The 21,554-nt window shown below is 60.0% G+C and carries 20 protein-coding genes; 7 read left to right on the top strand and 13 right to left on the bottom strand.

From position 1 onward, the window contains the following. The first annotated feature begins 17 nt into the window (after positions 1-17). The 5 genes from ACZ5DH_RS14760 to ACZ5DH_RS14740 all read left to right on the top strand — a co-directional run bounded on the left by ACZ5DH_RS14760 (position 18) and on the right by ACZ5DH_RS14740 (position 4,871). A complete protein-coding gene (locus tag ACZ5DH_RS14760) occupies positions 18-1,001 on the top strand; it encodes a nine-heme cytochrome c (protein WP_464255001.1) in 984 nt (327 codons plus the stop codon). A 14-nt stretch (positions 1,002-1,015) separates the two neighbouring features. Continuing rightward, positions 1,016-2,119, top strand: coding sequence for a 4Fe-4S dicluster domain-containing protein (locus tag ACZ5DH_RS14755; RefSeq protein WP_464255000.1), 1,104 nt, complete (start codon positions 1,016-1,018; stop codon positions 2,117-2,119). Continuing rightward, entirely contained in the window at positions 2,120-3,334 is a 1,215-nt protein-coding gene (gene hmcC / locus ACZ5DH_RS14750) for a sulfate respiration complex protein HmcC (protein ID WP_464254999.1), read from the top strand. It abuts the gene before it with no gap. 23 nt (positions 3,335-3,357) lie between these two features. After that, positions 3,358-3,510, top strand: a complete 153-nt coding sequence (gene hmcD / locus ACZ5DH_RS14745; RefSeq protein ID WP_291301693.1) for a sulfate respiration complex protein HmcD — start codon at positions 3,358-3,360, stop codon at positions 3,508-3,510. A gap of 662 nt (positions 3,511-4,172) precedes the next feature. After that, complete coding sequence (locus tag ACZ5DH_RS14740) at positions 4,173-4,871, top strand: methyltransferase domain-containing protein (protein ID WP_464254998.1); 699 nt, start codon at positions 4,173-4,175, stop codon at positions 4,869-4,871. A gap of 537 nt (positions 4,872-5,408) precedes the next feature. Here ACZ5DH_RS14740 and ACZ5DH_RS14735 read toward each other — a convergent pair. The 7 genes from ACZ5DH_RS14735 to ACZ5DH_RS14705 form a co-directional block, all read right to left on the bottom strand. After that, a complete protein-coding gene (locus ACZ5DH_RS14735) occupies positions 5,409-6,401 on the bottom strand; it encodes a hypothetical protein (protein WP_464254997.1) in 993 nt (330 codons plus the stop codon). 74 nt (positions 6,402-6,475) lie between these two features. Next, positions 6,476-7,126, bottom strand: a complete 651-nt coding sequence (locus ACZ5DH_RS14730) for an HAD family hydrolase (RefSeq protein ID WP_464254996.1) — start codon at positions 7,124-7,126, stop codon at positions 6,476-6,478. Between the two features lie 2 nt (positions 7,127-7,128). Then, the gene (locus tag ACZ5DH_RS14725; protein WP_464254995.1) at positions 7,129-7,938 is read right to left on the bottom strand and encodes an acyltransferase; all 810 of its coding nucleotides are present in this window, start codon (positions 7,936-7,938) and stop codon (positions 7,129-7,131) included. Next, positions 7,939-8,709, bottom strand: coding sequence for a 3-deoxy-manno-octulosonate cytidylyltransferase (locus tag ACZ5DH_RS14720; RefSeq protein WP_464254994.1), 771 nt, complete (start codon positions 8,707-8,709; stop codon positions 7,939-7,941). Between the two features lie 107 nt (positions 8,710-8,816). Continuing rightward, complete coding sequence (locus ACZ5DH_RS14715; protein ID WP_464254993.1) at positions 8,817-9,059, bottom strand: hypothetical protein; 243 nt, start codon at positions 9,057-9,059, stop codon at positions 8,817-8,819. Between the two features lie 142 nt (positions 9,060-9,201). Then, positions 9,202-10,116, bottom strand: coding sequence for an NAD-dependent epimerase/dehydratase family protein (locus ACZ5DH_RS14710; RefSeq protein WP_464254992.1), 915 nt, complete (start codon positions 10,114-10,116; stop codon positions 9,202-9,204). Between the two features lie 301 nt (positions 10,117-10,417). After that, a complete protein-coding gene (locus ACZ5DH_RS14705) occupies positions 10,418-11,212 on the bottom strand; it encodes an HpcH/HpaI aldolase family protein (protein ID WP_464254991.1) in 795 nt (264 codons plus the stop codon). A 196-nt stretch (positions 11,213-11,408) separates the two neighbouring features. Here ACZ5DH_RS14705 and ACZ5DH_RS14700 point away from each other — a divergent pair, with 196 nt between their 5' ends. Then, entirely contained in the window at positions 11,409-13,505 is a 2,097-nt protein-coding gene (locus ACZ5DH_RS14700) for a substrate-binding domain-containing protein (RefSeq protein ID WP_464254990.1), read from the top strand. Between the two features lie 90 nt (positions 13,506-13,595). Here the strand turns inward: ACZ5DH_RS14700 and ACZ5DH_RS14695 are convergent, their stop codons facing one another. Together ACZ5DH_RS14695 and ACZ5DH_RS14690 are read right to left on the bottom strand one after the other, a co-directional pair. Further along, positions 13,596-14,804 carry an iron-containing alcohol dehydrogenase gene (locus tag ACZ5DH_RS14695; protein WP_464254989.1) on the bottom strand — a complete coding sequence of 403 codons (1,209 nt, stop codon included), beginning with the start codon at positions 14,802-14,804 and terminating at the stop codon, positions 13,596-13,598. 511 nt (positions 14,805-15,315) lie between these two features. Then, positions 15,316-15,744, bottom strand: a complete 429-nt coding sequence (locus tag ACZ5DH_RS14690; RefSeq protein ID WP_464254988.1) for a TOBE domain-containing protein — start codon at positions 15,742-15,744, stop codon at positions 15,316-15,318. 210 nt (positions 15,745-15,954) lie between these two features. Between ACZ5DH_RS14690 and ACZ5DH_RS14685 the strand changes: the two genes are divergently transcribed. Next, complete coding sequence (locus ACZ5DH_RS14685; RefSeq protein WP_464254987.1) at positions 15,955-16,302, top strand: hypothetical protein; 348 nt, start codon at positions 15,955-15,957, stop codon at positions 16,300-16,302. A 278-nt stretch (positions 16,303-16,580) separates the two neighbouring features. On the opposite strand, the gene ACZ5DH_RS14680 is transcribed toward ACZ5DH_RS14685, so the two are convergent. From ACZ5DH_RS14680 to ACZ5DH_RS14665, 4 genes are all read right to left on the bottom strand, one after another. Then, on the bottom strand, positions 16,581-16,973 hold the full coding sequence (locus ACZ5DH_RS14680) for a DVU_2496 family lipoprotein (protein ID WP_464254986.1): 393 nt from the start codon (positions 16,971-16,973) through the stop codon (positions 16,581-16,583). 94 nt (positions 16,974-17,067) lie between these two features. After that, on the bottom strand, positions 17,068-17,931 hold the full coding sequence (locus tag ACZ5DH_RS14675; protein WP_464254985.1) for a M48 family metalloprotease: 864 nt from the start codon (positions 17,929-17,931) through the stop codon (positions 17,068-17,070). A 182-nt stretch (positions 17,932-18,113) separates the two neighbouring features. After that, positions 18,114-20,039 (bottom strand): asparagine synthase (glutamine-hydrolyzing), encoded by a 1,926-nt coding sequence (gene asnB / locus ACZ5DH_RS14670; RefSeq protein WP_464254984.1) that lies wholly within the window; start codon positions 20,037-20,039, stop codon positions 18,114-18,116. Then, a complete protein-coding gene (locus ACZ5DH_RS14665; protein ID WP_464254983.1) occupies positions 20,027-21,490 on the bottom strand; it encodes a glycosyltransferase family 4 protein in 1,464 nt (487 codons plus the stop codon). Before ACZ5DH_RS14665 ends, asnB begins: the two co-directional genes overlap by 13 nt. Positions 21,491-21,554 lie beyond the last annotated feature (64 nt).

The following is a 21,554-nucleotide window of genomic DNA, read 5'->3' as shown; positions in this document are numbered from 1 at the left end:
TGCAAAAGGACAAGCACATGAGGAACGGCACATCACTGCTTCTGCTGGCGGCTATCGCCCTGGCTGGCGCGGCGTGTCTTACGGCGCTGGGAGCTGGTTCGGCAAAAGCCGCAGCCCTGGAGCCAACAGACAGCGGCGCGCCATCGGCCATAGTCATGTTTCCGGTCGGCGACAAGCCCAATCCCAAGGGCTCGGCCATGAAACCCGTGGTTTTCAATCACCTTATCCATGAAAAAAAGATTGAGAACTGCGAGACCTGTCACCACACGGGCGACCCGGTGGCCTGTAGCACCTGTCACACAGTGGAAGGCAAGGCCGAGGGCAACTTTATCACCCTTGAGCGGGCCATGCACGCCACCAACATCGCCAAACGCGCCAAGGGCAACACGCCCGTCAGCTGCGTGAGCTGTCATGAGCAGCAAACCAAGGAAAGGCGCGAATGCGCGGGCTGTCATGCCATTGTCACGCCCAAGCGCGACCAGGCATGGTGCGCCACCTGTCACAATGTTACGCCGTCCATGACGCCGGAACAGATGCAGAAGGGCATTAACGGAACGCTTTTGCCCGGCGACAACGAGGCTCTGGCTGCCGAAACCGTGCAGTCCCAGAAGCCCGCTGCGCCCGTTTCTCCCATGCTGGCCCCCCTCAAGGTGGTCATCGACTCTCTGGCCGACAAGTACGAGGGAAGCAACTTCACCCATCGCCGTCACCTTACCTCCCTTATGGAAGGCATCAAGGACGACAAGCTGGCCCAGGCTTTCCACAATCAGCCTGAACTTCTGTGCGCGACCTGCCACCACAGAAGCCCGCTTTCTCTCACGCCTCCCAAGTGCGGCAGCTGCCATGCCAAGGAAATCGACAAGGTCAATCCTGGCCGTCCCAACCTCATGGCCGCCTATCATCTGCAGTGCATGGGTTGCCACAAGGGCATGAACGTCGCGCGTCCCAGAGATACCGACTGCACCACCTGCCATAAGGCCGCGCCCAAGAGCGCCGACTAGCATGGAGTAAGAATATGAAACGCAGAACATTTCTGACCATTCTGGGAAGCGCGGGCGTGGTCTCGGCCCTTGGCACCGCCAAGGTTGCCCAGGCTGGCCCCCACACCTTCCCATATTACGCTGACAGTTACGGAGTGCTGCACGACACTACACGCTGCATTGGCTGCCGCAAGTGCGAAGAGGCATGCAACAAGGTCAACCACCTGCCCAAGCCCAAAAAGCCCTTCAGCGACCTTACGGTGTGCGACACCACCCGCCGTACCACTGAATATCAATGGACTGTGGTGAACAAGTACAAGGTGAACGGCAAGGACGTATTCCGCAAGCTGCAGTGCTTCCACTGCAACGACCCGGCCTGCGCCTCGGCCTGCTTTGCCAAGTGCTTCTCCAAACACCCCAACGGCGCGGTGCACTACGACGGCTCGCAGTGCGTGGGCTGCCGCTATTGCATGGTAGCCTGCCCCTTCTACGTGCCCGGCTTCCAGTACGACGAAGCCTTTGACCCCCTGGTGCAGAAATGCACCTTCTGTGAGCCTCTGCTCAATGAAGGCAAGCTGCCCGGCTGTGTGCAGGCCTGTCCCAAGGACGCCCTCACTTTCGGCCGCCGCAGTGACCTCATCCGCGTGGCCCGTGCCCGCATGGCCGACACCCCCGGCAAGTACGTCAACTACATCTACGGTGAAACCGATGCCGGCGGCACTGCATGGATGGTTCTGAGCCCCGCCGTGGGCCAGGCCGCTGCCGCCGTGCCGGTGGACGACGCGCCGCTGGCCGGCGACGAACTGAAACAGCTTGGTCTCAACACCCACCTCGGCAATCGCCCCATGGGTGAACTGACCTACGGCGCGCTCGGGGCGGTGCCCATGATCGTGGCCTTCTGGCCGGTACTCTTCGGCGGTGCTTATGCCATCAGCAAGCGCCGCGAAGCCATGTACAAGGCTGAAAAGGACGAAAAGGTCAAGGAAGCCCGCGAAGACGTGGCCGCCGCCGTTGACGCCGCTGTGCGCAAGATTGAGGAAACCCAGGGGCCGGGTGCTGCCGACACGGCCCGCCGCGCCATGACCGAGGCTCTCAAGGCCCGGGAAACGGAGTGCAAGTGTCACGGGGAGGATAAGTAAATGTCGCACCACAGCATAGTCATTCCTACCAAGGACAAGCTGTTCAACCTTGGCGAGTTCTTCAGACCTACGCCGGGCAATATTATTACCGCCATCATCCTGTCGGTGGGCCTGGTAATCACCATTATCCGCTTTACCATGGGCATCGGCTCGGTCACCAACCTGAGCAACACCCAGCCCTGGGGCCTGTGGATCGGCTTTGACCTTCTTTGCGGCGTGGCGCTCGCGGCTGGTGGCTACTTTACCACCGTGGCCTGCTACATCATGGGTATGAAACAGTTCCACTCGGCCGTACGCCCTGCCATCACCACAGCCTTTCTCGGCTACGCCTTCGTGGTTGTGGCCCTTCTGTACGATCTGGGCCATCCGCTGCGTCTGCCCTTCATGTTCTTCTTCCCCGGCACCACTTCGGTTCTCTTTGAAGTGGGCCTGTGCGTCGCCACCTACGTTACGGTGCTTCTCATAGAATTCTCCGTGGCGCCTATGGAATGGCTGTCGTCCAAGTTCCCCTTCCTTATCAAGTGGCGCAAGCTCGTGGTGCATGCCACCATCGTGCTCACCATCTTCGGCGTGACGCTGTCCACCCTGCACCAGTCCTCACTGGGTGCGCTGTACCTCATTGCGCCCGAAAAACTGCATCCTTTGTGGTACTCGCCCTTCATGCCCATGTTCTTCTTCGTCAGCTCAATGGTTGCCGGATCTTCCATGGTCATTTTTGAAGGCATGTTCGCCCACAAGGGTCTGCACCACTATATGGATGAAACCCACCTGCGTGAAGCTGACGGCGTCATTTTCAGCTTTGCGCGCGCGGCTTCCTTCATTCTGTTCGCCTACTTCATGCTCAAGGTCATCGACATGCTTGTGCAGGCGAACCTGCCCTACGTCTTCTCCGGCTATGGAGCATGGTGGCTTGTGGAAATGCTGGGCTTCGTGCTGCTGCCCGCCCTGGTCTACGCCAAGGGCGCGCGTGAACGCAACGTGACCCTGTGCCGCATTGCCTCGGTCAACGCGGTTCTGGGCATTGTCATGAACCGTTTCAACGTGTCCATGATCGCCTTCAACTACAATCTGCCCTCGGCGGAACGCTACTTCCCCAGCATATGGGAATTCTGCATTTCCATCTTTGTGGTGACGATGATTGTGACCGTGTACCGTTTTATCGTCTACCACATGCCGGTGCTGTACGAACACCCCGACTTCAGGGATGAGCACTAGCCAAGCCGAAAGAGGAGAATACTATGGAATTCCATACTTTTTACGATTATTTCCTCTATACGAAAAACTGGGCGTACACCATGATGTTCGTGGTGCTGCCCCTCTATGTAGTGTACTGGAACTTTGTGCTGTTTCCCCGCAAAAAGGGTCGTAACGGCGATTCAAAAGGACACTAAAGGCCATACAGGGTCTGAATCTGCCTGAACTTCACAGGGGGCGGCGTCGCAAACGCCGTCCCCTGTCGTTTGGCAAGGCCTTTGACCCATGCGGCGTAGGCGCGTTTTTTTCTGATGCCCGGCATTTTGCTGCGTCCGCCTTTTGCCGGTATTGGCCTCTTGCCCGAGCATCCTGCCTTGAAAAAGGGGACATGCTCCAGCGCCGCAGCGGCCATGCCTAGACCAGATTAACTTTGAGAATGGACATTCTCAAAGCTCAAGACACGCATGCTTCGGCGCTTAACAGCGCAAATAAATAGCGGTGCTGTCTTCATCCGTAAGCCCTGCGGGCAACGGCTGAAGCTGCGCTTACGCCTTCGCTGCGGGCGCCTGCTCACGCAGTCGCCAGAGCAATTTCAAAGTGAAAATGCTCTAAACCTTTGGAATGTACACAGCCTCACGGAATGTCCGCCCACACGGCACAGAGGCACATTGTGAACAATTGCGGAGCGCATTGCGCCTTGCAAAGGCTTGCGCTATAGTTGGCTGCGTAGAGTGGCTTCGGCGCGTTTGCCATAACGCATTTATGCAGCCATGAGCGGGGGGTTGACGTGCGAAGATTTTATCAAGAAAGCTGGCAGGGAATTCCATTCACATCCTTTTCGCATATCTCCTTTTTCCATTTGGCGGAGCCCAAGTTTTACGCCGTATTTTATGAAGAGCTCTTTCGCCGGTTCAAGGATTGGGACGACCTGCCCGCCGTCTGGCGCGCGAACAAGCGCAAGGATGCCCGCTGGCTTATCGGGCAGTTGCGCGCCCAGCTCGCCAGGGAAACCCAGCCGCGCACCGAGCCCGTGCGCGTGCTTTCCATTGGCAGCGGCGTCGGCTATATGGAAAAAATTCTTCTGGAAGAGCTGCCCGACCTGGAGCTGCACGTCAACGAACCCAGCACCGTGGGCATGAAGTGGCTGCGCCAGCACATTCCCAGCGAGCGCATCTATATCGGCCTGCCTCCGGCTTGTCTGCCGCCGGACGTTCACTATGACATGATATACCTGTCCACAGTGGACTACGGCATCCCCACGCGCGAATTCACCCACCTGCTTCAGGAACTGCGCGCGCAGCTCACGCCGGGCGGCGAAATCATCCTGCTGTCCGCCTCGCTGCTGGAAGAGGATTCCTTTATCGGAAGCTTCGTCAACGCCATCAAGATTTTCATACGCGGCATTCTGCATTATCTCGGCATACGGCGTCAGCAGTTCTGGGGCTGGCGACGCACGCGCGATGAATACCGCCAGATATTCAAGCAGGCGGGACTGACGGAAGTGAAAGACGGCTGGCTTCAGGACGGCTTTGAAACGTACTGGATTCGCGGGCGCTAGAGCGGTTTACGAATGAAATGAGTTACTGCTCCGCAGGGATTTTCAGGAAAATCCCTGCCACGAAATCGTCTGGGCAGGCTTTTGCCTGCCGTACACGAGCATTTCAAGTCTTAAATGCTCTGGAGCGCGTCGCCCGTCGCCTGAGCCCTTCAGGATAAATAGTCCTGCGGCCCTTGCGCCGACGCCCATGTTACAGATTTGTCAACGCACAAGGCCGCGCGATGCACGCGCGGCCTTGTTCGTTATTATGTCGCCTCGCGGCGTGCGCCGGGGCGTTCTTCCTTTACGCTGCACAGTGACCAGGCCCCATCTGGTTCCGCCCCGCTGTCAGCAAGGCCCTAGAGCAGATTAACTTTGGAATGCTTCACATTTCAAAGTTGTCATTCAGCCGAAAAATGCGATTTTCGGCTGAATCCACGCCACGTTGTGGCGCGCTGCATGTTTGTGCGGCTTTGGGGCATGTACACTTTTTCAAAGGTAAAATGCTCTAGCTGCCGAGCCAGACAACTGCGCCGGGGCATCCGGAGTATCCCCGGGCTATTCAGGATTGGCTTCGCGCACAAAAACATTGTACGCCTGACGGCTGCCCATGGCGGCATTGTTGAGTTCTTCCCGCACGGGACTGTAAAAGCCCTCGGCCAGCCCTTTGGCAAGCGCGTCTTTAAACTCGGCGCCCTGCTTGAGAAACTCGCGGTAGGTGCGCTCCACATCCGGCGAGGCGGGAAAGGGAGGACGTCCGGCATTGGCAAGGCTGGCATCAAGCTTGGCCATCACCTGCTCCAGAGCCTCACGGTCAGGCTTTTGCGCCGTGAGCAGACCGGCTGTTCGTGAAAACAGCCCGAACACCCTTCTGGCTTCCAGTATCTGCCGTTTGAGCGGATGCCCGTAGAGCAACACTTCTTCCACAGATGAAGCCCGCGCTTCCACCAGGCCCATGTAGCCGCTGCGGGCAGCGGAAAAACGCTCGTAGCTCTTTTCTATGCTGGCTGCCAGAGCCTTGCCCTTGACGCCATCGTCCCGGATGCTCTGGTCCTTCACATAGCGCTCAAGCAGGCGGTAGTCGGCGCGCATACTGTCGAGACTCTGACGCATGTCTTCCACCCACTGCCCCATGGCGCGGGACTCGTCCTCGCCGAACAGTTCCAGAGGGGCCGCCAGACGCGCGGCCAAAGGCTTGCCGTCGCCGCCTGCCGGGCGCGGGGCCAGCATCCATTCATGCATGTAGTAACGCACGCTGCCCATCATCACATCGGCCTGGGTGAAGTACGGGTCGGCAAGCGTGCTGGCCGTCGTATTATAAAATGCCACCAGAGCGTCGGCTTCATCAAGCTGCGCCTTTGTGGGCGGCGGCCCCTGCTCTTGGGGCGCGTTGCCCGCGTCGTCGGAGGCGCTCGCCTCTGCGGCGGGAGCGGGCTGCGCCTGTTCCGTTTTTGCGGAAGACGCGGGGGCCTCTTCCTTGCTGCCGGAATCGCAGGCAGCCAAGCACAGCACGCCAAGGCATACAAGCCAGATGTATATTTTTTTCATCATAGTGTGTTTCGGCGGCGGACGCCCCGCGCATGTCGTGGTGAGGCGTCCGGGCATCGTTGCGGTTGCTGTGGGGGTTAACGCGCCGCGCGGGCTTTTATCCAGTCATTAAGGCCGGTAAGGTCCGGCTCCCAGGGGTAGAGAGATTCCGAGGCCGGTTTTATGTCCGGGCCCACGCCGTAAAAGAGCGTGCCCACTTCTTCCGCCGCATCGTGGTCCGTGGGGGCGTCCCCCACCATAAGCACGTCCTGCGGGGCTATGGGCAATGAGGCCACAATCTGGCCCAGCAGCTTGGCCTTGGCCGGAGGCGAACCGTGAATGGACACGAAATAGTGGTCCAGCTGGCGCTCGCGCAGTATTGTCAGCACTTCCTCATGGGGCGCGCCGGAACACACATAGAGGGGCAGCCTGCCCTTCCAGGTGTCCAGAACGTCCTTAACGCCGGGAATGAGCGGGCAACGGCGCACTTCGTCCAGGGTGTATTCAACAAACAGGCGGCCCAACCTTTCAGACTCTTCATCCGAAATTTCGCGGCCCAGCACCTCCTTGTAAAACCACTGGAACTTCTTGAAACGGCTTACACCGCCGTTCACCGAGTGGAACATCACCAGACGGTCCTGGGCTTCCTGCCCATAGGGCGCGGCAATACGCGCGAAGGCCCGTGTTTTCACGGGTACGCTGTCCAGTATGACGCCGTCGCAGTCAAAAACAATGCATTGCAATGCCATAGCTATCCTTTTGCGGCCTGGGTTGCCGATCCGCCAACGGTTGCGCCGCTGCTGCCACGCATGCCGATGACCTTGGCGGGCACTCCGCCGACAATGGCGAAGGGAGCCACGTTACGGGTGACCACCGCTCCCGCGCCCACCACCGCGCCGCGTCCTATGCGCACGTCGGGCGTGATGACGCAGTTGGCCCCGATCCACACGTCTTCTTCAATAACAATCACGCCGGGCACGTGCCCCTGATGCATCATGGGCACGTCCTGTCGGGCTATGCAGTGGTTGGCCGCCCGTATGACCGTGCCCGGCCCGACAGCCGTATGCGCGCCTATTTCAATGCGCCCGGCATCGGCCCCCACATGCACGTAGGGCGAAAGGGCCACGCTGTCGTGCAGCACAAGCGTGCCGTCTGTGGCGGTAATAAAGCAACCGCGCCCAAGACGCACATTGTTGCCAAGCGTCATGCCCCTGCACCCCGCAAGGCTCAGACCTGTGCCGAAGCGCACCGAGCCGCAGCGGGCAAACATCCAGCGCCAGCCAGCCAGACGCAGGGCCAGCCCCACCGGCGTGGGGATCCAGCCCAGCAGCGCCACCCACAATTCTTCCAGAGCGGCCCCAAGCCGACGACGCCAGCCCGGCGCGCCATGGGCGGCCGGTGGCGTGCTCGCGCCGGGCCCAGCCTGCGCGGCTGGTCTTGCGGAAGGGAGAGGGCCGGAAGAAAGAGGGGCGGAAGAAACAGGAGAGGAAGGCGCAGCCGACCCGGTGGCCGACGCCGCCTCCGCACCCCGCTCCATGCCTGTTTTTTCAGACCCGGCCATTTACTTGCTGTATTCCTTCATAAGGTCGTCGCCTTCCATCAGGCGCGCCACGCGGGCCAGATCTTCAGGCGTGTCCACGCTCCAGCTGCGGCAGTCGGTGGGGACCATGCGCACTTTTTCGCCGTATTCGAGGATGCGCATCATGTCCACGGATTCATAGATTTCCAGGGGGCTTTCTTCCATCTCATTGAAGCGCAGCAGATAGTCGCGGCGGAAGGGAATGATGCAGACCTGCTTGCGCATGGGCACCTTGTCCGACCCCTTTTTGCGCGAGGGAATGGGCTCGCGCGAGAAATACAGGGCGTCGTTAAAGCGGTCCACCACCACCTTGACTTCATTGGGATCTTCAAATTCCTCAAGGGTGTCCATATCGGCCATGAGGTTGGTGACGTTGATGCTTGGGTCTGTCAGCATGGGGGCAATGGCGGCGTCGATCATTTCCGGGCGCACCATGGGTTCGTCGCCCTGCACCATCACCACGATGTCCGCCTTTTTGCCCGTGGCGGCTTCGATCTTGAGCAGGGCTTCGGCCGTGCGCGTCGAGCAGCGCACGTGATGGTCGCCGGTCATGACGCAGTCCAGGCCCGCACCCTTGCAGTAATTTTCAATGATCTCATCGCAGGTGGCCACATAGGTGGCGGAAAGGGTTTTGCTCATGGCCGTACGAAAGGCCACATGCCCGACCATGGGCACGTTGTGGATGAGGGCCAGAGGTTTGCCGGGATAACGGCTGGACCCCATACGCGCGGGAATGATGGCAATGATGTTCATGCAACGGCTCCTTGTGTCCGTATAAAATTTTCAGATCCGGGCTCTGGTTCCGAAATCCGGCGGGGACAGACGTTCAGCGCCCCGACAACAGCGAATTCCCGTGAACCTCAATTCTTTTCCAGAAGCGTTTTTTGCCGCGCCAGCCACGCCGGCACGTCGCTGACGAGACCGCCGCACGCGGACAGTACATCCGGGAGCCGGCACTTCACTGCAAACGCGCTCCAGAGCATTTTACCTTTGAAAAAGTGTACATGCCCCAAAGCCGCACAAACATGCAGCGCGCCACAACGTGGCGTGGATTCTGCCGCAACGCGCATTTTCGGCAGGAGCAACCTTGAAAGGTCAAACATTTCAAGGTTGCTCTGATCCAGAGTAGTTTACGAATAAAATGAGTTAACTACTCTGCAAGGATTTTCAGGGAAATCCTTGTCACGAAATGCGCGCAGGCAGGCTTTTGCCTGCCGTGCACAAGCATTTCAAAGTTAATCTGCCCTAGTCGTCGGTCGCCACGAGATAGCCGCCCTCGGAGGACAGTTCGGGATGGATTTCCTTATGTTCTTCTTCCATCACGCGCAGTATGCCCTGACCCAGATCCACGGTCAGCGGCGGCACAAGCTTGCGCCCCACCTTGGGCATGAAGGCATAAGGGGTCACCTGGTAGTGGCCGCTGTTGGGGTCGTTCTGGTAATTGATGTCCAGTTCCTTGCCCAGCATTTCGCCTATCATCTTGAAGAGGTCGCTGACCCGCATGGGCTGGTTGCCGGAGATGATGATGTTCTGGTTTTCAAACTCCGGAGCGAGCACTGCCAGGGTGGCCGTGCTGGCGTCATCCACATGCACGTATTCACGCAGGGCCGTGGGCGCTCCATAGTAGGTGATGGCGCCCGTGGTAAGCGCTTCGTAAACAAAGCGGTTGATGGCGTTGCGCCTGTCCGACCGGGGGCCGTACAGCGAGCCGTACCGCAAAATGGTGTACGGCAGGCTGTGCATGGCCTGGTAGTTTTCAATATACAGTTCGCAGGACTGCTTGCTGCAACGGTAAAAACCGCCGGACTTGCCGTACACGTAGAGTGAACTGGCGAAGACGTACCGCTTCACGCCCGCCTTGCGGCAGGCCTCAAGAACCATGACGTTGCCGACCACGTTGATGCGCGCCGTGTCCACCGGGCGGTTATTGGCCTCGCCAATATCCGCGATGCCCGCGTAGTTGAACACCATGTCCGCGCCGTCCACGGCTTTGCGCACTGTTTCCTCTTCAAGGATGTTGCCCGTGAGCATGGTCTGGTCGGGTCGCAACCAGGGCGAGGGATGCAGGTCCACAATGGTGACGTTATGTCCGGCCTCGGAAAGCTTGTCGCAAATATGCGAACCCAGGAATCCGGAGCCGCCAAAAACAGTTATTTTCACAATGATTCTCCCTGGAGAATTTTCTTGATCAAACGCGCGTCCGCAGTGCCGCGCGACGCGTGGGGGGCAAACCGGCCCTGTGACGGGCCTGCTGACGCCGTTATCCGGCGGCAGACCTATTTAGAGCATTTTCGCATTGAGAATATCTATTCTCAATGCTTCCAAGACGCTCGCTCCGGCGCGTAACCGCGCAAATAAATAGCGGTGCTGTCTTCGCGGCAGCCGTTGCCCGTAGGGCTTGCCTGAAGCTGCGCTTACGCCTCTGCGGCGGGCGTCTGCTCCCGCATCCGTCAGAGCAATTTCAAAGAGAAATTGCTCCAGGGCGTTCCGCCGCGCCCCAAAGAAAAACGGAGTCAATGCCATAGGCAATAAAGCGGCTGCCCGCCGCCACCTGACGCGCCAGTTCCGCCGGGTCAGGCTGCACGATATGCAGACCCATGCGGGCCTTGTGCCGCGCGCAGGCGTCCACAATGCGCGCCATGGCCGCCTTGAAGTCCGGATGTTCGAACTGCCCCGTAAGGCCCATGGAGCCCGAAAGGTCGTACGGCCCAACCATGATGGCGTCCAGACGCGGGTGCGTCAGTATGGCGTCCAGATTTTCCACAGCGCGGATATGCTCTATCTGCGCCACAAGAAAAAGCTCCGGAGCGCGCCGGGCGCGGTACTCGTCAAAATTTTTGCCAAACGCATTGGCCCGGCAAAAACCTACGCCTCTGTATTCCTGCGCGGTCTCGCCCTTGCCCCGCCACGTGTCCTGACCGGGATACACGGCCCAGTCAATGGCGCGGTCAAGCTGCTCGCGGCTTTCTATCATGGGGAAGATCAGCCCCTGGGCCCCTGCCTCCAGGGCGGACTTTATCTGGGTCTTGCCGGCTTCGGGCAGACGGGCGAAGGGTGCTGCGCCGCCGCATTCGATGGCCCGGAAAATGTCCGGCAGACCGGTGCGCCCAAAGGAGCCATGCTCCATATCCACGGCGACCCAGTCATATCCGGCGCGGCCCATAAGCTCCGCCACGTCCGTGGAGGGCAGTTGCAGCCATGTGCCTACCGTGGCTTTGTCCGCTGCCAGAAGCGCGCGTATGTCATGTACGGTCATATCAAGCGGCATACCGCCGCAGGGTTGAGGTTACATATAAAGAATCACTATACGCCCAGGCGCGACAGCACGCAATACGGCCCAGGCCGGCTTGCCCGCAACAGGTGTTTGCATGTGTGCCGTGAAGATGTATGTTTGTCCGGTAGGCTCTCTCCTTCCGTCCACTCACGTCCCCTGCCCTTCCAAGGAGGATACAATGCCCCTCGACGCAAATATATATACGGAAATTACGCCCCTGGACGATGCCCTCGACAAGCTGTTCAAAGCTCTGGATGCGGCGCGGGAGTCCAGCGGGCAGGACCGGCTGCCGCAGGCTGTCGCCTGCCCGACGGCCAAAGCCGAGGGCTGCGTGCTGTGCTCGGCCGTGCCCGCCGCCCGTCCGTTTCCGCCCTTTGCCATCGCCGCCGCCAGCGGCTACGCCCTCAAGGCCACCGATACATTCGCGGCAACCAGCGAGACCCCGGCAACGCTTCAGGAAGGCAAAACCTGCTTTGCAGTGACCTCCGGAGACGCCCTGCCCCCATCCTGCGACGCCATCGCCCTGTCAGCCCATGCCGCTGTGGACGGCAGGGGCGGGGTCAGCATCACGGCCCCCATGCTGCCGTGGCTGCACGTTCGGCGCGCCGGCTCGGACATTGCTGCGGGAGAAGCCCTTTTTGGCCGTAATCATATTCTCCGGCCCAGCGACATTGGCGCGCTTCTGGCGGCGGGCGTGGACGAGGTGCAGGTGTGGGACAGGCTTGAGGTATTTCTGGCAACCGTGGGCGGCAACTTTCGCCCGGCAATGGCCACTGCTGACAAAACGGCCCCAGGGACGGGCACATCGCCCGACGCCGCAGGTGGAACGCCTGACACAGCGAGTGGCACCGTAAGTGGCACAACGTCCGGCACCGCGACGGACACGCCGACTGATACCCGCATGGTGGACGGCATCACCCCATCCCTCGCCGCCCGGGCTGAAGCGCTGGGTTGCCGCGCCCGCCTTGCCGCGCCCCTTGCCGCGACAGCAGAGTCCCTGCGGAATTTTTTTCAAAAATCGCTGGCGGCGGGCGGGCATGCGCTCTTGCTGTGCGCGGCTGATGAAGCCGCGCTGGCCGTTGTACGTGCCTTTATGGAAGCAGAAGGGCAGATCGTGGCGCCCAATGTGGGCCTGCTGCCCGGCGCGCCAACCATGGCCGCCGTTTATGAAGGCAGGCCAGTATTCTGCCTGCCCTCCAGCCCGGCCGGGACGCTGAGCACCTTCTCGGCTCTGGTGTCCCCGACCCTTTTGCTGATGTCCCGACGCCCCACCGGGCAATACGCCGGGACCCTGCCCGGCGCGCCCACCGAAACCGGCGATATCGTGGCGGAACTGGCCTCCAGCCTGCCCGCCTACCCCGGCCTTGACGTCTTTTCCCCCCTGGCGCTGGCCAGGGTGGGCGAAAAAACCGTGGCCCTGCCCCTGCGCCTGGGTGAAGGGTACAAAACCACCGTCCGTACACAGGGTTTTGCCCACATTACCGCCAACGGCAAGGGCGCGCCCCTGGGCAGCATGGTCCGCGCGCGCCCGCTCCGCCCGGTCGAAACGCTGTACTCGACGCTTTTTTGCGCTGGCGGTAGAGACATGGTGCTGGATATTATGGCTGATGCCCTGCTGCGTCAGCCGCATCCCGTGCATATGGTTTCCGTGGGAGCCGACGCGGCTGACGCGCTTGAAGCCCTGAAGAACAATCATTGCCATGTGGCTGTGCTCCATATGGCTGATGACGACAAGGGCGAATTCAATTTTGGCTTTGTGCAGCGGCACTGGCCCCAGGGCAAGGTGATTTTTGTAAATCTGGCAATCCGGCAGGTGGGGCTTGTGGTTCCCGCCGGCAACCCGCGCGGGCTCAAAAGCATTACCGACATCAGGGATAAAAAACTGCGCTGCGTCAACCGGCTGGCTGGCTCCAGCACGCGCATGCAGTTCGACGCGCTTTTGCGCCACGCCGGGCTGACCCCGCAGGATGTCTCAGGCTATGAGACTGAGGTGGAAAGCCAGCTTGCCGTCGCCGCCGCCGTGCTCACGGGCAGGGCGGACTGCGGTCCCGGTGTTGCCGCCGCGGCCAGCGCCGTGGGGCTGGATTTTGTTCCTCTGGGCGGTGAGCGCTGGGACCTTGTCATCCCCAGGGCCTTTCTTGATGACCCGAGGGTTATCAGCGTGCAAACCCTTTTACAGCAAACTGAATTCAAAAAACGGATCACCGCCCTGGGCGGTTATGAAATAAATCTGACAGGACAAAAACTTGAGCTTGGCGTTCGCCTTGGAGCGTGATACTAAAAAGCCCCGCCGTCGGCAAACGGAGGGGCTGGGTATGGAACGGACTGCGGCAGATCAGTCCGATCCTGGAGGAGATGGGCAATTTCACGGCATGGGGCGTAACGAGTTCGTGTAGATTCTCGCCACGCGTTGGCGGGAACTCATAACTGGCGCCACCGAGAGCAGAAGACCCAGCGAAGGCGTCTGCTCGATGAAGTTGCAGAACTCTTCCACATCTGACTCCTGGACTCCCAAGTCCAGGAGTTTTTGTTTTACGCCCAGGCTGAAAAGCCAGTTTTCAACGGCTTTGGCCGCCGTTGCGGCTTCTTCCGGATCACCTTTCAATCCCGGAGCCAGGGGTTCAAGCGCATAGGCCAATACATCGGGCCGCGCGGCATAGCATTCGCCGATGACGGCGGGCAGCAGCATGGCCAGTGCCAGACCGTGCGGTATTTTCCTGAAGTGGCTCAGCGGGTGTTCAAGCGCGTGCGCCATGTGCAAAAGGCTGTTGTCAAAAACCACCCCGGCCTGAAGCGCCGCCAGACACAGGCCATAACGGGCCTTGAGATTTTGCGGTTCGGCCAGCACCGTGGGCAGCCACATATGCACCAGCCGCACAGTCTCGCGCGCCAGGGTTACGGCCAGCGGCCCCGCCACTGTGGTTGTTGCGGCCTCCACTACCCTGCACAGCGCGTCTATGGACACATAGCGGCTTTGCTCTGCCGAAAGCCCCGTCATAAGGGCGGGATCGTCAATGGCGTAGCGCGGGTAGCTGCAGTCATGACCAACAATGGATCTGTGGTTACGCCCGGCCACAGTAACCACCGCAAACCGGTTCACTTCACTGCCCGTGCCGTGGGTGAGGTTGACGGCAACCAAAGGAAGAGCCTTTTGGGGCGTGAAGCGAAAGCAAAAAAGATCTTCGGCGCTTTTACCGGGGTTGGCCAGCAACACAGCCGCCCCCTTGCCACAGTCCAAGGCGCTTCCTCCGCCTATGGCAAGCACCGCTCCGGCATTGACGGCACGGCCGAGGGCCGCGGCGTCATTGACGATATCCGTGGTCGGGTTGGGCATAACCCTGTTATACAGAGCCAGTACAATGCCCTGCCGGAGCGCCGCGGCCTCGGCCTTATCCCACGCGCCAGAGGCGCGGTAGGCATGGCCGCCGCAAACGCAGAGTACGGACGAAACGCCCTCGTTTTTCAAACTTCCCAGGATGCCGTCAATCTTGTCTATTGCACCAACGCCGATGTACGCCGTCGTTTTAACACGTATTTCACGAATAGTGTCATAGTCGCAGCAGTTATCCCACACGGTTGCCTCCTGCGATTACGCTGGACGTTTTATTGCGCTGCAATAACGTAGATTGAATAAAGGATTAGGTCAAGAACCTGCGCAATTTTTCACATAAATTTTACAAAATATTACTCCTTGATATAAATGCCGGGGCACAGTAAAAGACATGTTTGTGAAATTTTCGACTAAACAATTTCTCCTTAAATATCAGCTAGTTTTGCACATATACCTTCCGCGCCTTTCCGGCTTTTGCAATAACCCCGCTTCTTTTTGACGCGACAAGGCCCGGATCGCTGACGCGATCCGGGCCTCCATCTTTCAAGGCGCTTTTGGCGGCCGGGTTGCAGGCCATGTGCGCCAGAATAATACATAGTGAATGCCACTCACCAGCATGCGCCAACGACCGTTGGGTATATTCACCTGCCACGCAGGCGCCTGCCGCAGTTGAACACTCACTCCTTGAGAGCCTGTGTTATCGCGAACTTCAGCCTTTGATGGGCCGTGCCCGCAGGCACGCGCCGCCCCAAGGTTACTTGGGCACCGCCAGGATAACCTGTGAAGCCTTTACGATGGCCGTAACTTTTTTGCCCGGAGCCAGCCCAAGGCTGGCGACGCTGCCCATGGTGACAATGGAAGTAATGCCCCTGCCGCTCGGCAGGTCAACCTGCACTTCGGCATTGACCGCGCCGGGCGTCACCTTGCTGACGGTTCCGGCAAACTGGTTACGGGTGGACAAAAGGTAATTTTCGGCATCATTCATGAGCAGCACAAAGCTGGCCTTGATCAGGGCAATGGCCTCCACGCCGGGCTTGAGACCCAGCCTCTTGGTGCTGACCTGAGTAATGGAAGCGACAATGCTCAACCCACCCTCAACGGCCAATTCCACTTCATCATTAACGGCTCCGGAATGCACAGCCGAGACCTTGCCCTTGAAAACATTTCTTGCGCTCGTTTGCATATGAATATCCTCATGCCGGGCAGCATCCCGGCTGGTACGCGCGAAAACTTTTTTCCGCATAGCAGCAGTGTACAGCAAAATAATAAACCGTGCCACACAGACACACTGTATACGTAAAACAGCAACAATAACTGAAATACCACTAAGTTACCCATGCACGCACAAATACGGCAAGCATGCCTGCACGTTTTTCAATGACAAGGGGCCGTCTTGAAGACCGACCCCTTGTCTGAAAGCGCTTCAAAAACGCGTTGGAACTGTTTTACGTGGAAATTGCTTTGGCAGCGGCGTGAACTGAAGCCAGCCATAATGGCGTGGAGCGGTCTGCCCTTGAGGCTCGGCCTGACGCGCGTCCTCACCGTCAGAAGTCAGCATCCGCAATGGAATGTACTCTGGCGCAGATGCCATCGAGATATTGTGATGTCCGGAAGGCGCTGGATCGGGGCTCCGCTTGAGATCAGCAAACTCACTGTATTATTCTGGACCGGATTATTTTTGAAATGCTTCACATTTCAATTTTTCAATCTGACGGAAAACTTCCTTCGTCGCAACGGTTAAAGCTCGGCAGAATCCACGGCACGTTGTGCCGCGCTGCATTCTCGCGCAACGCTAGAGCATTTTCGCATTGAGAATATCCATTCTCAATGCTTACAAGACGCCCGCTTCGGCGCGTAACAGCGCAAATAAATTGCGCTTGCGCCTCCACGGCGGGCGTCTGCTCTAACATACAAAATACAATAAGAGTTTTAGGGGGAGGGGGCGTGGGGGAGGAGACCCTTTTGCAAAAGGGTCCCTCCCCCACAAAGGATTTCAAAGGATTCCAAAGGTAATCGTGTCTAGATATCTTCCGTCACCCAGTCCACAACCTCTGCCATACGCTTGAGGGTGTACCGGTTCTGCGGGCTTTTGAAGGCAAGGTCGTCCAGGTTGCCGTCAAGCCGGTAGATGCGCCAGTCCCCTTCAGGAATAGCTCCACGGGCCAGGGCGTAATCAACGGCCGCGCGGGCGGCTCCTGGCGAGCAGAAAAGCTCGAACTCCCGTACGCCGGGGTCAAGCACCACTTCAGAGCCGCTGGCAATGTCCACAATATAGTTGCCCGGGGCGACAACATAGACAAAGGGGCAGGGCTCCGCGGGCAGCGTCGGCTCGGCTTCGGCCACAGGCGCGGATTTGTTGCAGGCCAGAAGGGGCAGAGCCAGTAACGCTACCAGCAAAAGACGTACGTACATTGTCTTCCTCAATATGTGGGTTCGTGGAACCCGGCAGGGCCTGTCCGGCCCGTTATCTGAGCGGTTCTGCGCCCGCTTTCGGCGGCTCCGGCACTCAGCGCCGGGATGCCGCCATGGCCTGAAGCCTGCGAATGCGTTCTTCCAGCGGCGGATGCGTGCTGAAAAGATTGGCCATGCTGCTGTGTGCAAACATGGGCGACACTATGAACATCTGTTCTGTGCTGGGGTTGCCCTCGCGCATGGGTATGCGCCCGCTGGCCGCCCCGAGTTTGGCCAGAGCGCCAGCCAGCGCCAGGGGCTGACCGCAAAGTTCCGCCCCGGTGTCGTCAGCCAGGTATTCGCGCGAGCGCGAAATGGCCATCTGCACAAGACCTGCCGCCATGGGGGCCAGCAAAGCCATGGCCAGCGCCGCGATGGGATTGACCCCGCCGCCTTCGCCGTCACGGTTGCCGCCGCCGAATATGGCCGTAAACTGAAAAATGTTGGCCATGGTCACAATGGCAGAGGCCATGACCCCGGCGATGGTCTGGATGAGAATGTCGCGGTTGACGATGTGCCCCATCTCGTGGGCCACCACGCCGCGCAGTTCTTCGGGCGACAGAAGACGCAAAATGCCTTCGGTCACGGCCACCACAGCGTGCTCGGGGTTGCGCCCGGTGGCAAAAGCATTGGGGGCCTCTTCGGGCACGACACAGACGCGGGGCTTGGGGATTCCTGCGTTGTGAGCCAATTCTTCAACAATTTTGTGTAAATAGGGAGCCTCTTCCGGGGCCAGCTCACGCGCACGGTACATGGAAAGCACTATTTTGTCCGAGTACCAATAACTGCCCACGTTCATGAGCAGGGCCATGCCAAAGGCTATGACAATGCCCGTTCGCCCGCCAAGCAGGCCGCCAAGCACAATGATGATGCCCGAAAGCAAACCCAGAAGAAGAACCGTCTTGATCTGGCTGGTCATGCGTACTCCTCGATATGCGAATGTTGCGCGTCGTTAAGACCTCGCAACATAATATAAGCATTGGCCTGCGGCTGGCAAGAAGGCTTTGCCCTGATTGCGCCTGCTGTGTTTCCCGCACCCTGCCTGCGCGCCCAAGAACCGCTCACGCGGGCGCAGGTCTCTGTCACGCCGAAACCGCTCCATTACGCAGCGGGGCGCTGGCGCGCCTGCCACCACAGCTGAAAGACCAGCAGGGTCCACAAAGGTTTGCGCAGGTCGGCCCTGCCGGAGATGTGTTCGTCCATGAGGGCGCGCACGGCGTCAGGATTAAAGATGCCCTGGGCCTTGAGGCTGTCCGGGCTGAGCAGGTCTTCCATGAGGGGACGCATGCGCCCGCGCAGCCACTCCGCCACGGGAATCTGAAAGCCCCGCTTGTTGCGGTGCAGTATCTCGCGGGGCAAAAGATTCGCAAAGGCCCGTTTGAGCAGCCACTTGCGCTTGAATCCGTGCAGCTTGCGGTCCACGGGCAGGCGTGCGGCGAATTCGGCCACGTCCTTGTCCAGAAAGGGCGCGCGCACTTCAAGACTGTGCAGCATGGAGCAGCGGTCCACCTTGACCAGGATATCGTCCAGCATGAACTGGCGCGCGTAGACATAAAACGCGCGCGCCAGCGGCGTGGCCGCGCTGTAGGGCTGCCAGTGTTCAAACTGCTCGCGCGTGGGCGCAAAGAGGCGCTCCGGCGAAAGAAAGCCCGGCGCTTGCGCCTTGAAGGCTCCAGTCAGGATCTCGGCCTGCATATCGGGAGTAAAGGCGGTAAGCATGGTCTGCACCCGCTGCCAGGCCGGAGCCTGGGCCGCCCGCAGAAACGTGGCCACAGCCAGACGCGGATTGATATACCCGGCGGAGGAAGGCAGGCGGCGGGCCAGGGGCTCCACAACCTTGCGCCGCACCAGCGCGGGCAGGGCATTGTACCATTCCGCCACCTTGAAACCGATGTAATGCTCGTACCCGGCCCACAGTTCGTCCGCGCCGTCGCCGCCAAGGGCCACGGTGACCTTTTCCCGCGTCACGCCCGAAAGCAGCCAGGTGGGCGCCACCGAGGCGTCGGCCATGGGCACGTCCATTCTGCTGACGATGCCGGGCAGGTTGTCGGCGCACTCTTCGGCGGAAAGCACGCGCTCATGGTGATCGGTGCCAAAAGCCTGGGCCACTATGCGGGCGTAGCGCGATTCGTCATAGCTGGCTTCGCTGAAGCCGATGGAAAACGTCTTTATGGGCGTGGGAGACTGCCGCGCCATAAGCCCGGCCACAATGGACGAGTCAATGCCGCCCGAAAGAAAAACGCCCAGGGGCACGTCGCTGACCATGCGCCGACGCACGGCGCGCGCCATCAGAAACTGCAATTCCTCGCCAAGCTGGTCCGGGTTGCGCCTGTCGCTCTCGTCGGGCATGGGCATGTCCCAGTAACGGCCCGTGCGCACAATGCCGCCCTCCAGCATCAGCCAGTTCGCGGGCGGCAGGCTTTCCACCTCGCCATAGACGGTCTGCGGCGTGGGCACATACTCATAGGCCAGGTAACGCATGACAGCTTCGGGCTGCATGGTCAGGCTCAGACCGGGAATTTTTTCAAGCGCCGCCAGCTCGGAGGCAAAATGCAGCCTGCCCTGCTGCACGGTGTAGAAAAAGGGCTTTTTGCCAAAGGGGTCGCGCGCGCAGAAAAGGCGCTGCTCGTGGGCATCCCACAGGGCAAAAGCAAACATGCCGTTGAAGCGGGACAGGCACTCCACGCCCCACTGACGGTAGCCTTCAAGTATGACCTCGGTGTCGGAGCTGGTGCAAAAACGCGCGCCATTGGCGGCAAGCTCCTGCTTGAGTTCCGCGAAATTATATATCTCGCCGTTGAACGTGACCGTATAGCGCCCGTCGGCGCTGTGCATGGGCTGGCCTCCCGTGCCCAGGTCAATGATGGAAAGACGCCGATGTCCCAGGCAGACAGGCCCTTGCAGCCACTGCCCTTCACCGTCCGGCCCCCGGTGGGCGATGCAGTCGGTCATGGCCTTGACCCAGTACCGGGCCTGGGGATCAAGAGGCGAAGCGTCCAGTTGGCAAATACCGGCTATTCCACACATGTTTCTTTCCAACACCTGTAATTATTGGTAAAAATACGCGCCAAACGGTCATTGTTGGCTTCAGGGTCAAACATCCGGGCCGCCAGCAGCCTGCCATTGCGGGCAAGGCCAGCCGCCAGGGCCGAATCGTTGGCCAGCATTTCAATCGCGGCAGCCAGGGCTTGGGCATCGTGCTGGGGCACAGCCAGCCCTGTTTTGCCGTGCCGGACCACCTCGGGCAGCGCGTTGACCGTGGTGCTGACCACGGGCAGGCCATACGCCAGAGCCTCGATAACAGTATTGGGGATGCCGTCGCGGCGGCCTGAAGCGTGCACCACGCAGGGCGCCGCAAAAATATCGTGGTCCGTAAGCAGCCGGGGCAGTTCATTGTGAGAAATGAGGCCGGGCATGCTCACGCGGGCTTCAAGCCCCAGTTCCTTGCGCAGACGCGTCAATTCGGCCTGCATGTTGCCAAGTCCCATCGCGGTCCCGCCGCCGCCCGCCAGAGTCAGGGTGAAGTCCAGCCCCCTGTCCTGCAACAAACCGCAAGCCCGGAGCAGCACGTCAAAGCCTTTGGTGACGTCAAACCGGCCCAGGGCCAGCAGGCGCACGGGGCGCGCCATGGGAACAGGCGACGGCGAAGGAGGAACCATCTCCATCTGCGGGAAGGAATGGGCAACGTCGCTGAAGTCGCAGGGGGTCGGAGAAGTCTGCCCCGCCAACGATGCCCCATGCCCTGCATGGTCAGCCTGTCCGACCTGATCACCCTGTCCGGCCCCGGATACGTCTTCCAGAGGCGGCAGGGTCAGGCCGTTGTAAACAAGCTCCACCTTGCCCTTGGCCTGGCCCCGGTCAAAGTTTTCGATGCGCGCCTTGTCCGCGCCGTTGTTGGCGCGCACCAGAAAAGCCGCATCGAGCTTTGCGCCCAGGTCCGGGTCCGCTGGTTCAAGATTGTCGCCGCGCGCGCAGGTGGCAAACGGGAGCCCGGCAATACTGCCCGCGACCCAGGCGGCAGTGGCCGTGCCGCGCGGCCAGGGCGCGTATATCATGTCGATGCCGGCTTCCGTGAAGCGCCGCGCCAGGTACACCCCCGCGCAAAAAGCCCAGAGGTTTTCGCCCATGGTTTCAATGCAGCGCCAGCGGCGAAACATGGTGCGCCTGAAAAGACGGCCCATGCGCAGAGGATGGGCGCACACCTGGCGCATCACTTCGACCAGGATGGCGAAGAGCGCCTTTGTGCCCAGGGTACACGTCCGCCGCGCGGCCATCTGCATTTCTGTGGAACAGTGGCGCAGATTGGCTCCGTACAAGCTGTAGACAGAAACGGGAAGGCGTTTTCTGAGTCCCTGTACTTCGCGAAAAATAAAGGGTTGTGTGAACAGGGGATACCACAAGAGTACGCAGGCCACATGGGGCAGACCGGGTTCAAATGACTTCTGGGTGACCGGCTCATTTGTCTTGCTTTCTGTCATTTCTTGCTCCTGAGCGTCTGCGACCTAGCAAACCCACAGGTTATGTCTTGATATTCCACACATT

It is taken from the genome of Desulfovibrio simplex (genome assembly GCF_055387835.1).
The sequence above is the reverse complement of the archived record's forward strand: the minus strand, read 5'-3'. Positions and strand labels throughout refer to the sequence as shown.

What these genes read in the sequence shown, in the direction of transcription:
- ACZ5DH_RS14755 (WP_464255000.1), top strand. Translation starts at nt 1,016, where the DNA reads ATGAAACGCAGAACATTTCTGACCATTCTGGGAAGCGCGGGCGTGGTC.
- asnB (WP_464254984.1), bottom strand. Translation starts at nt 20,039, where the DNA reads ATGTGTGGAATAGCCGGTATTTGCCAACTGGACGCTTCGCCTCTTGAT.
- ACZ5DH_RS14760 (WP_464255001.1), top strand. Translation starts at nt 18, where the DNA reads ATGAGGAACGGCACATCACTGCTTCTGCTGGCGGCTATCGCCCTGGCT.
- hmcC (WP_464254999.1), top strand. Translation starts at nt 2,120, where the DNA reads ATGTCGCACCACAGCATAGTCATTCCTACCAAGGACAAGCTGTTCAAC.
- ACZ5DH_RS14705 (WP_464254991.1), bottom strand. Translation starts at nt 11,212, where the DNA reads ATGACCGTACATGACATACGCGCGCTTCTGGCAGCGGACAAAGCCACG.
- ACZ5DH_RS14720 (WP_464254994.1), bottom strand. Translation starts at nt 8,709, where the DNA reads ATGAACATCATTGCCATCATTCCCGCGCGTATGGGGTCCAGCCGTTAT.
- ACZ5DH_RS14680 (WP_464254986.1), bottom strand. Translation starts at nt 16,973, where the DNA reads ATGTACGTACGTCTTTTGCTGGTAGCGTTACTGGCTCTGCCCCTTCTG.
- ACZ5DH_RS14715 (WP_464254993.1), bottom strand. Translation starts at nt 9,059, where the DNA reads ATGTTTGACCTTTCAAGGTTGCTCCTGCCGAAAATGCGCGTTGCGGCA.
- ACZ5DH_RS14665 (WP_464254983.1), bottom strand. Translation starts at nt 21,490, where the DNA reads ATGACAGAAAGCAAGACAAATGAGCCGGTCACCCAGAAGTCATTTGAA.
- ACZ5DH_RS14735 (WP_464254997.1), bottom strand. Translation starts at nt 6,401, where the DNA reads ATGATGAAAAAAATATACATCTGGCTTGTATGCCTTGGCGTGCTGTGC.
- ACZ5DH_RS14700 (WP_464254990.1), top strand. Translation starts at nt 11,409, where the DNA reads ATGCCCCTCGACGCAAATATATATACGGAAATTACGCCCCTGGACGAT.
- ACZ5DH_RS14690 (WP_464254988.1), bottom strand. Translation starts at nt 15,744, where the DNA reads ATGCAAACGAGCGCAAGAAATGTTTTCAAGGGCAAGGTCTCGGCTGTG.
- ACZ5DH_RS14730 (WP_464254996.1), bottom strand. Translation starts at nt 7,126, where the DNA reads ATGGCATTGCAATGCATTGTTTTTGACTGCGACGGCGTCATACTGGAC.
- ACZ5DH_RS14725 (WP_464254995.1), bottom strand. Translation starts at nt 7,938, where the DNA reads ATGGCCGGGTCTGAAAAAACAGGCATGGAGCGGGGTGCGGAGGCGGCG.
- hmcD (WP_291301693.1), top strand. Translation starts at nt 3,358, where the DNA reads ATGGAATTCCATACTTTTTACGATTATTTCCTCTATACGAAAAACTGG.
- ACZ5DH_RS14675 (WP_464254985.1), bottom strand. Translation starts at nt 17,931, where the DNA reads ATGACCAGCCAGATCAAGACGGTTCTTCTTCTGGGTTTGCTTTCGGGC.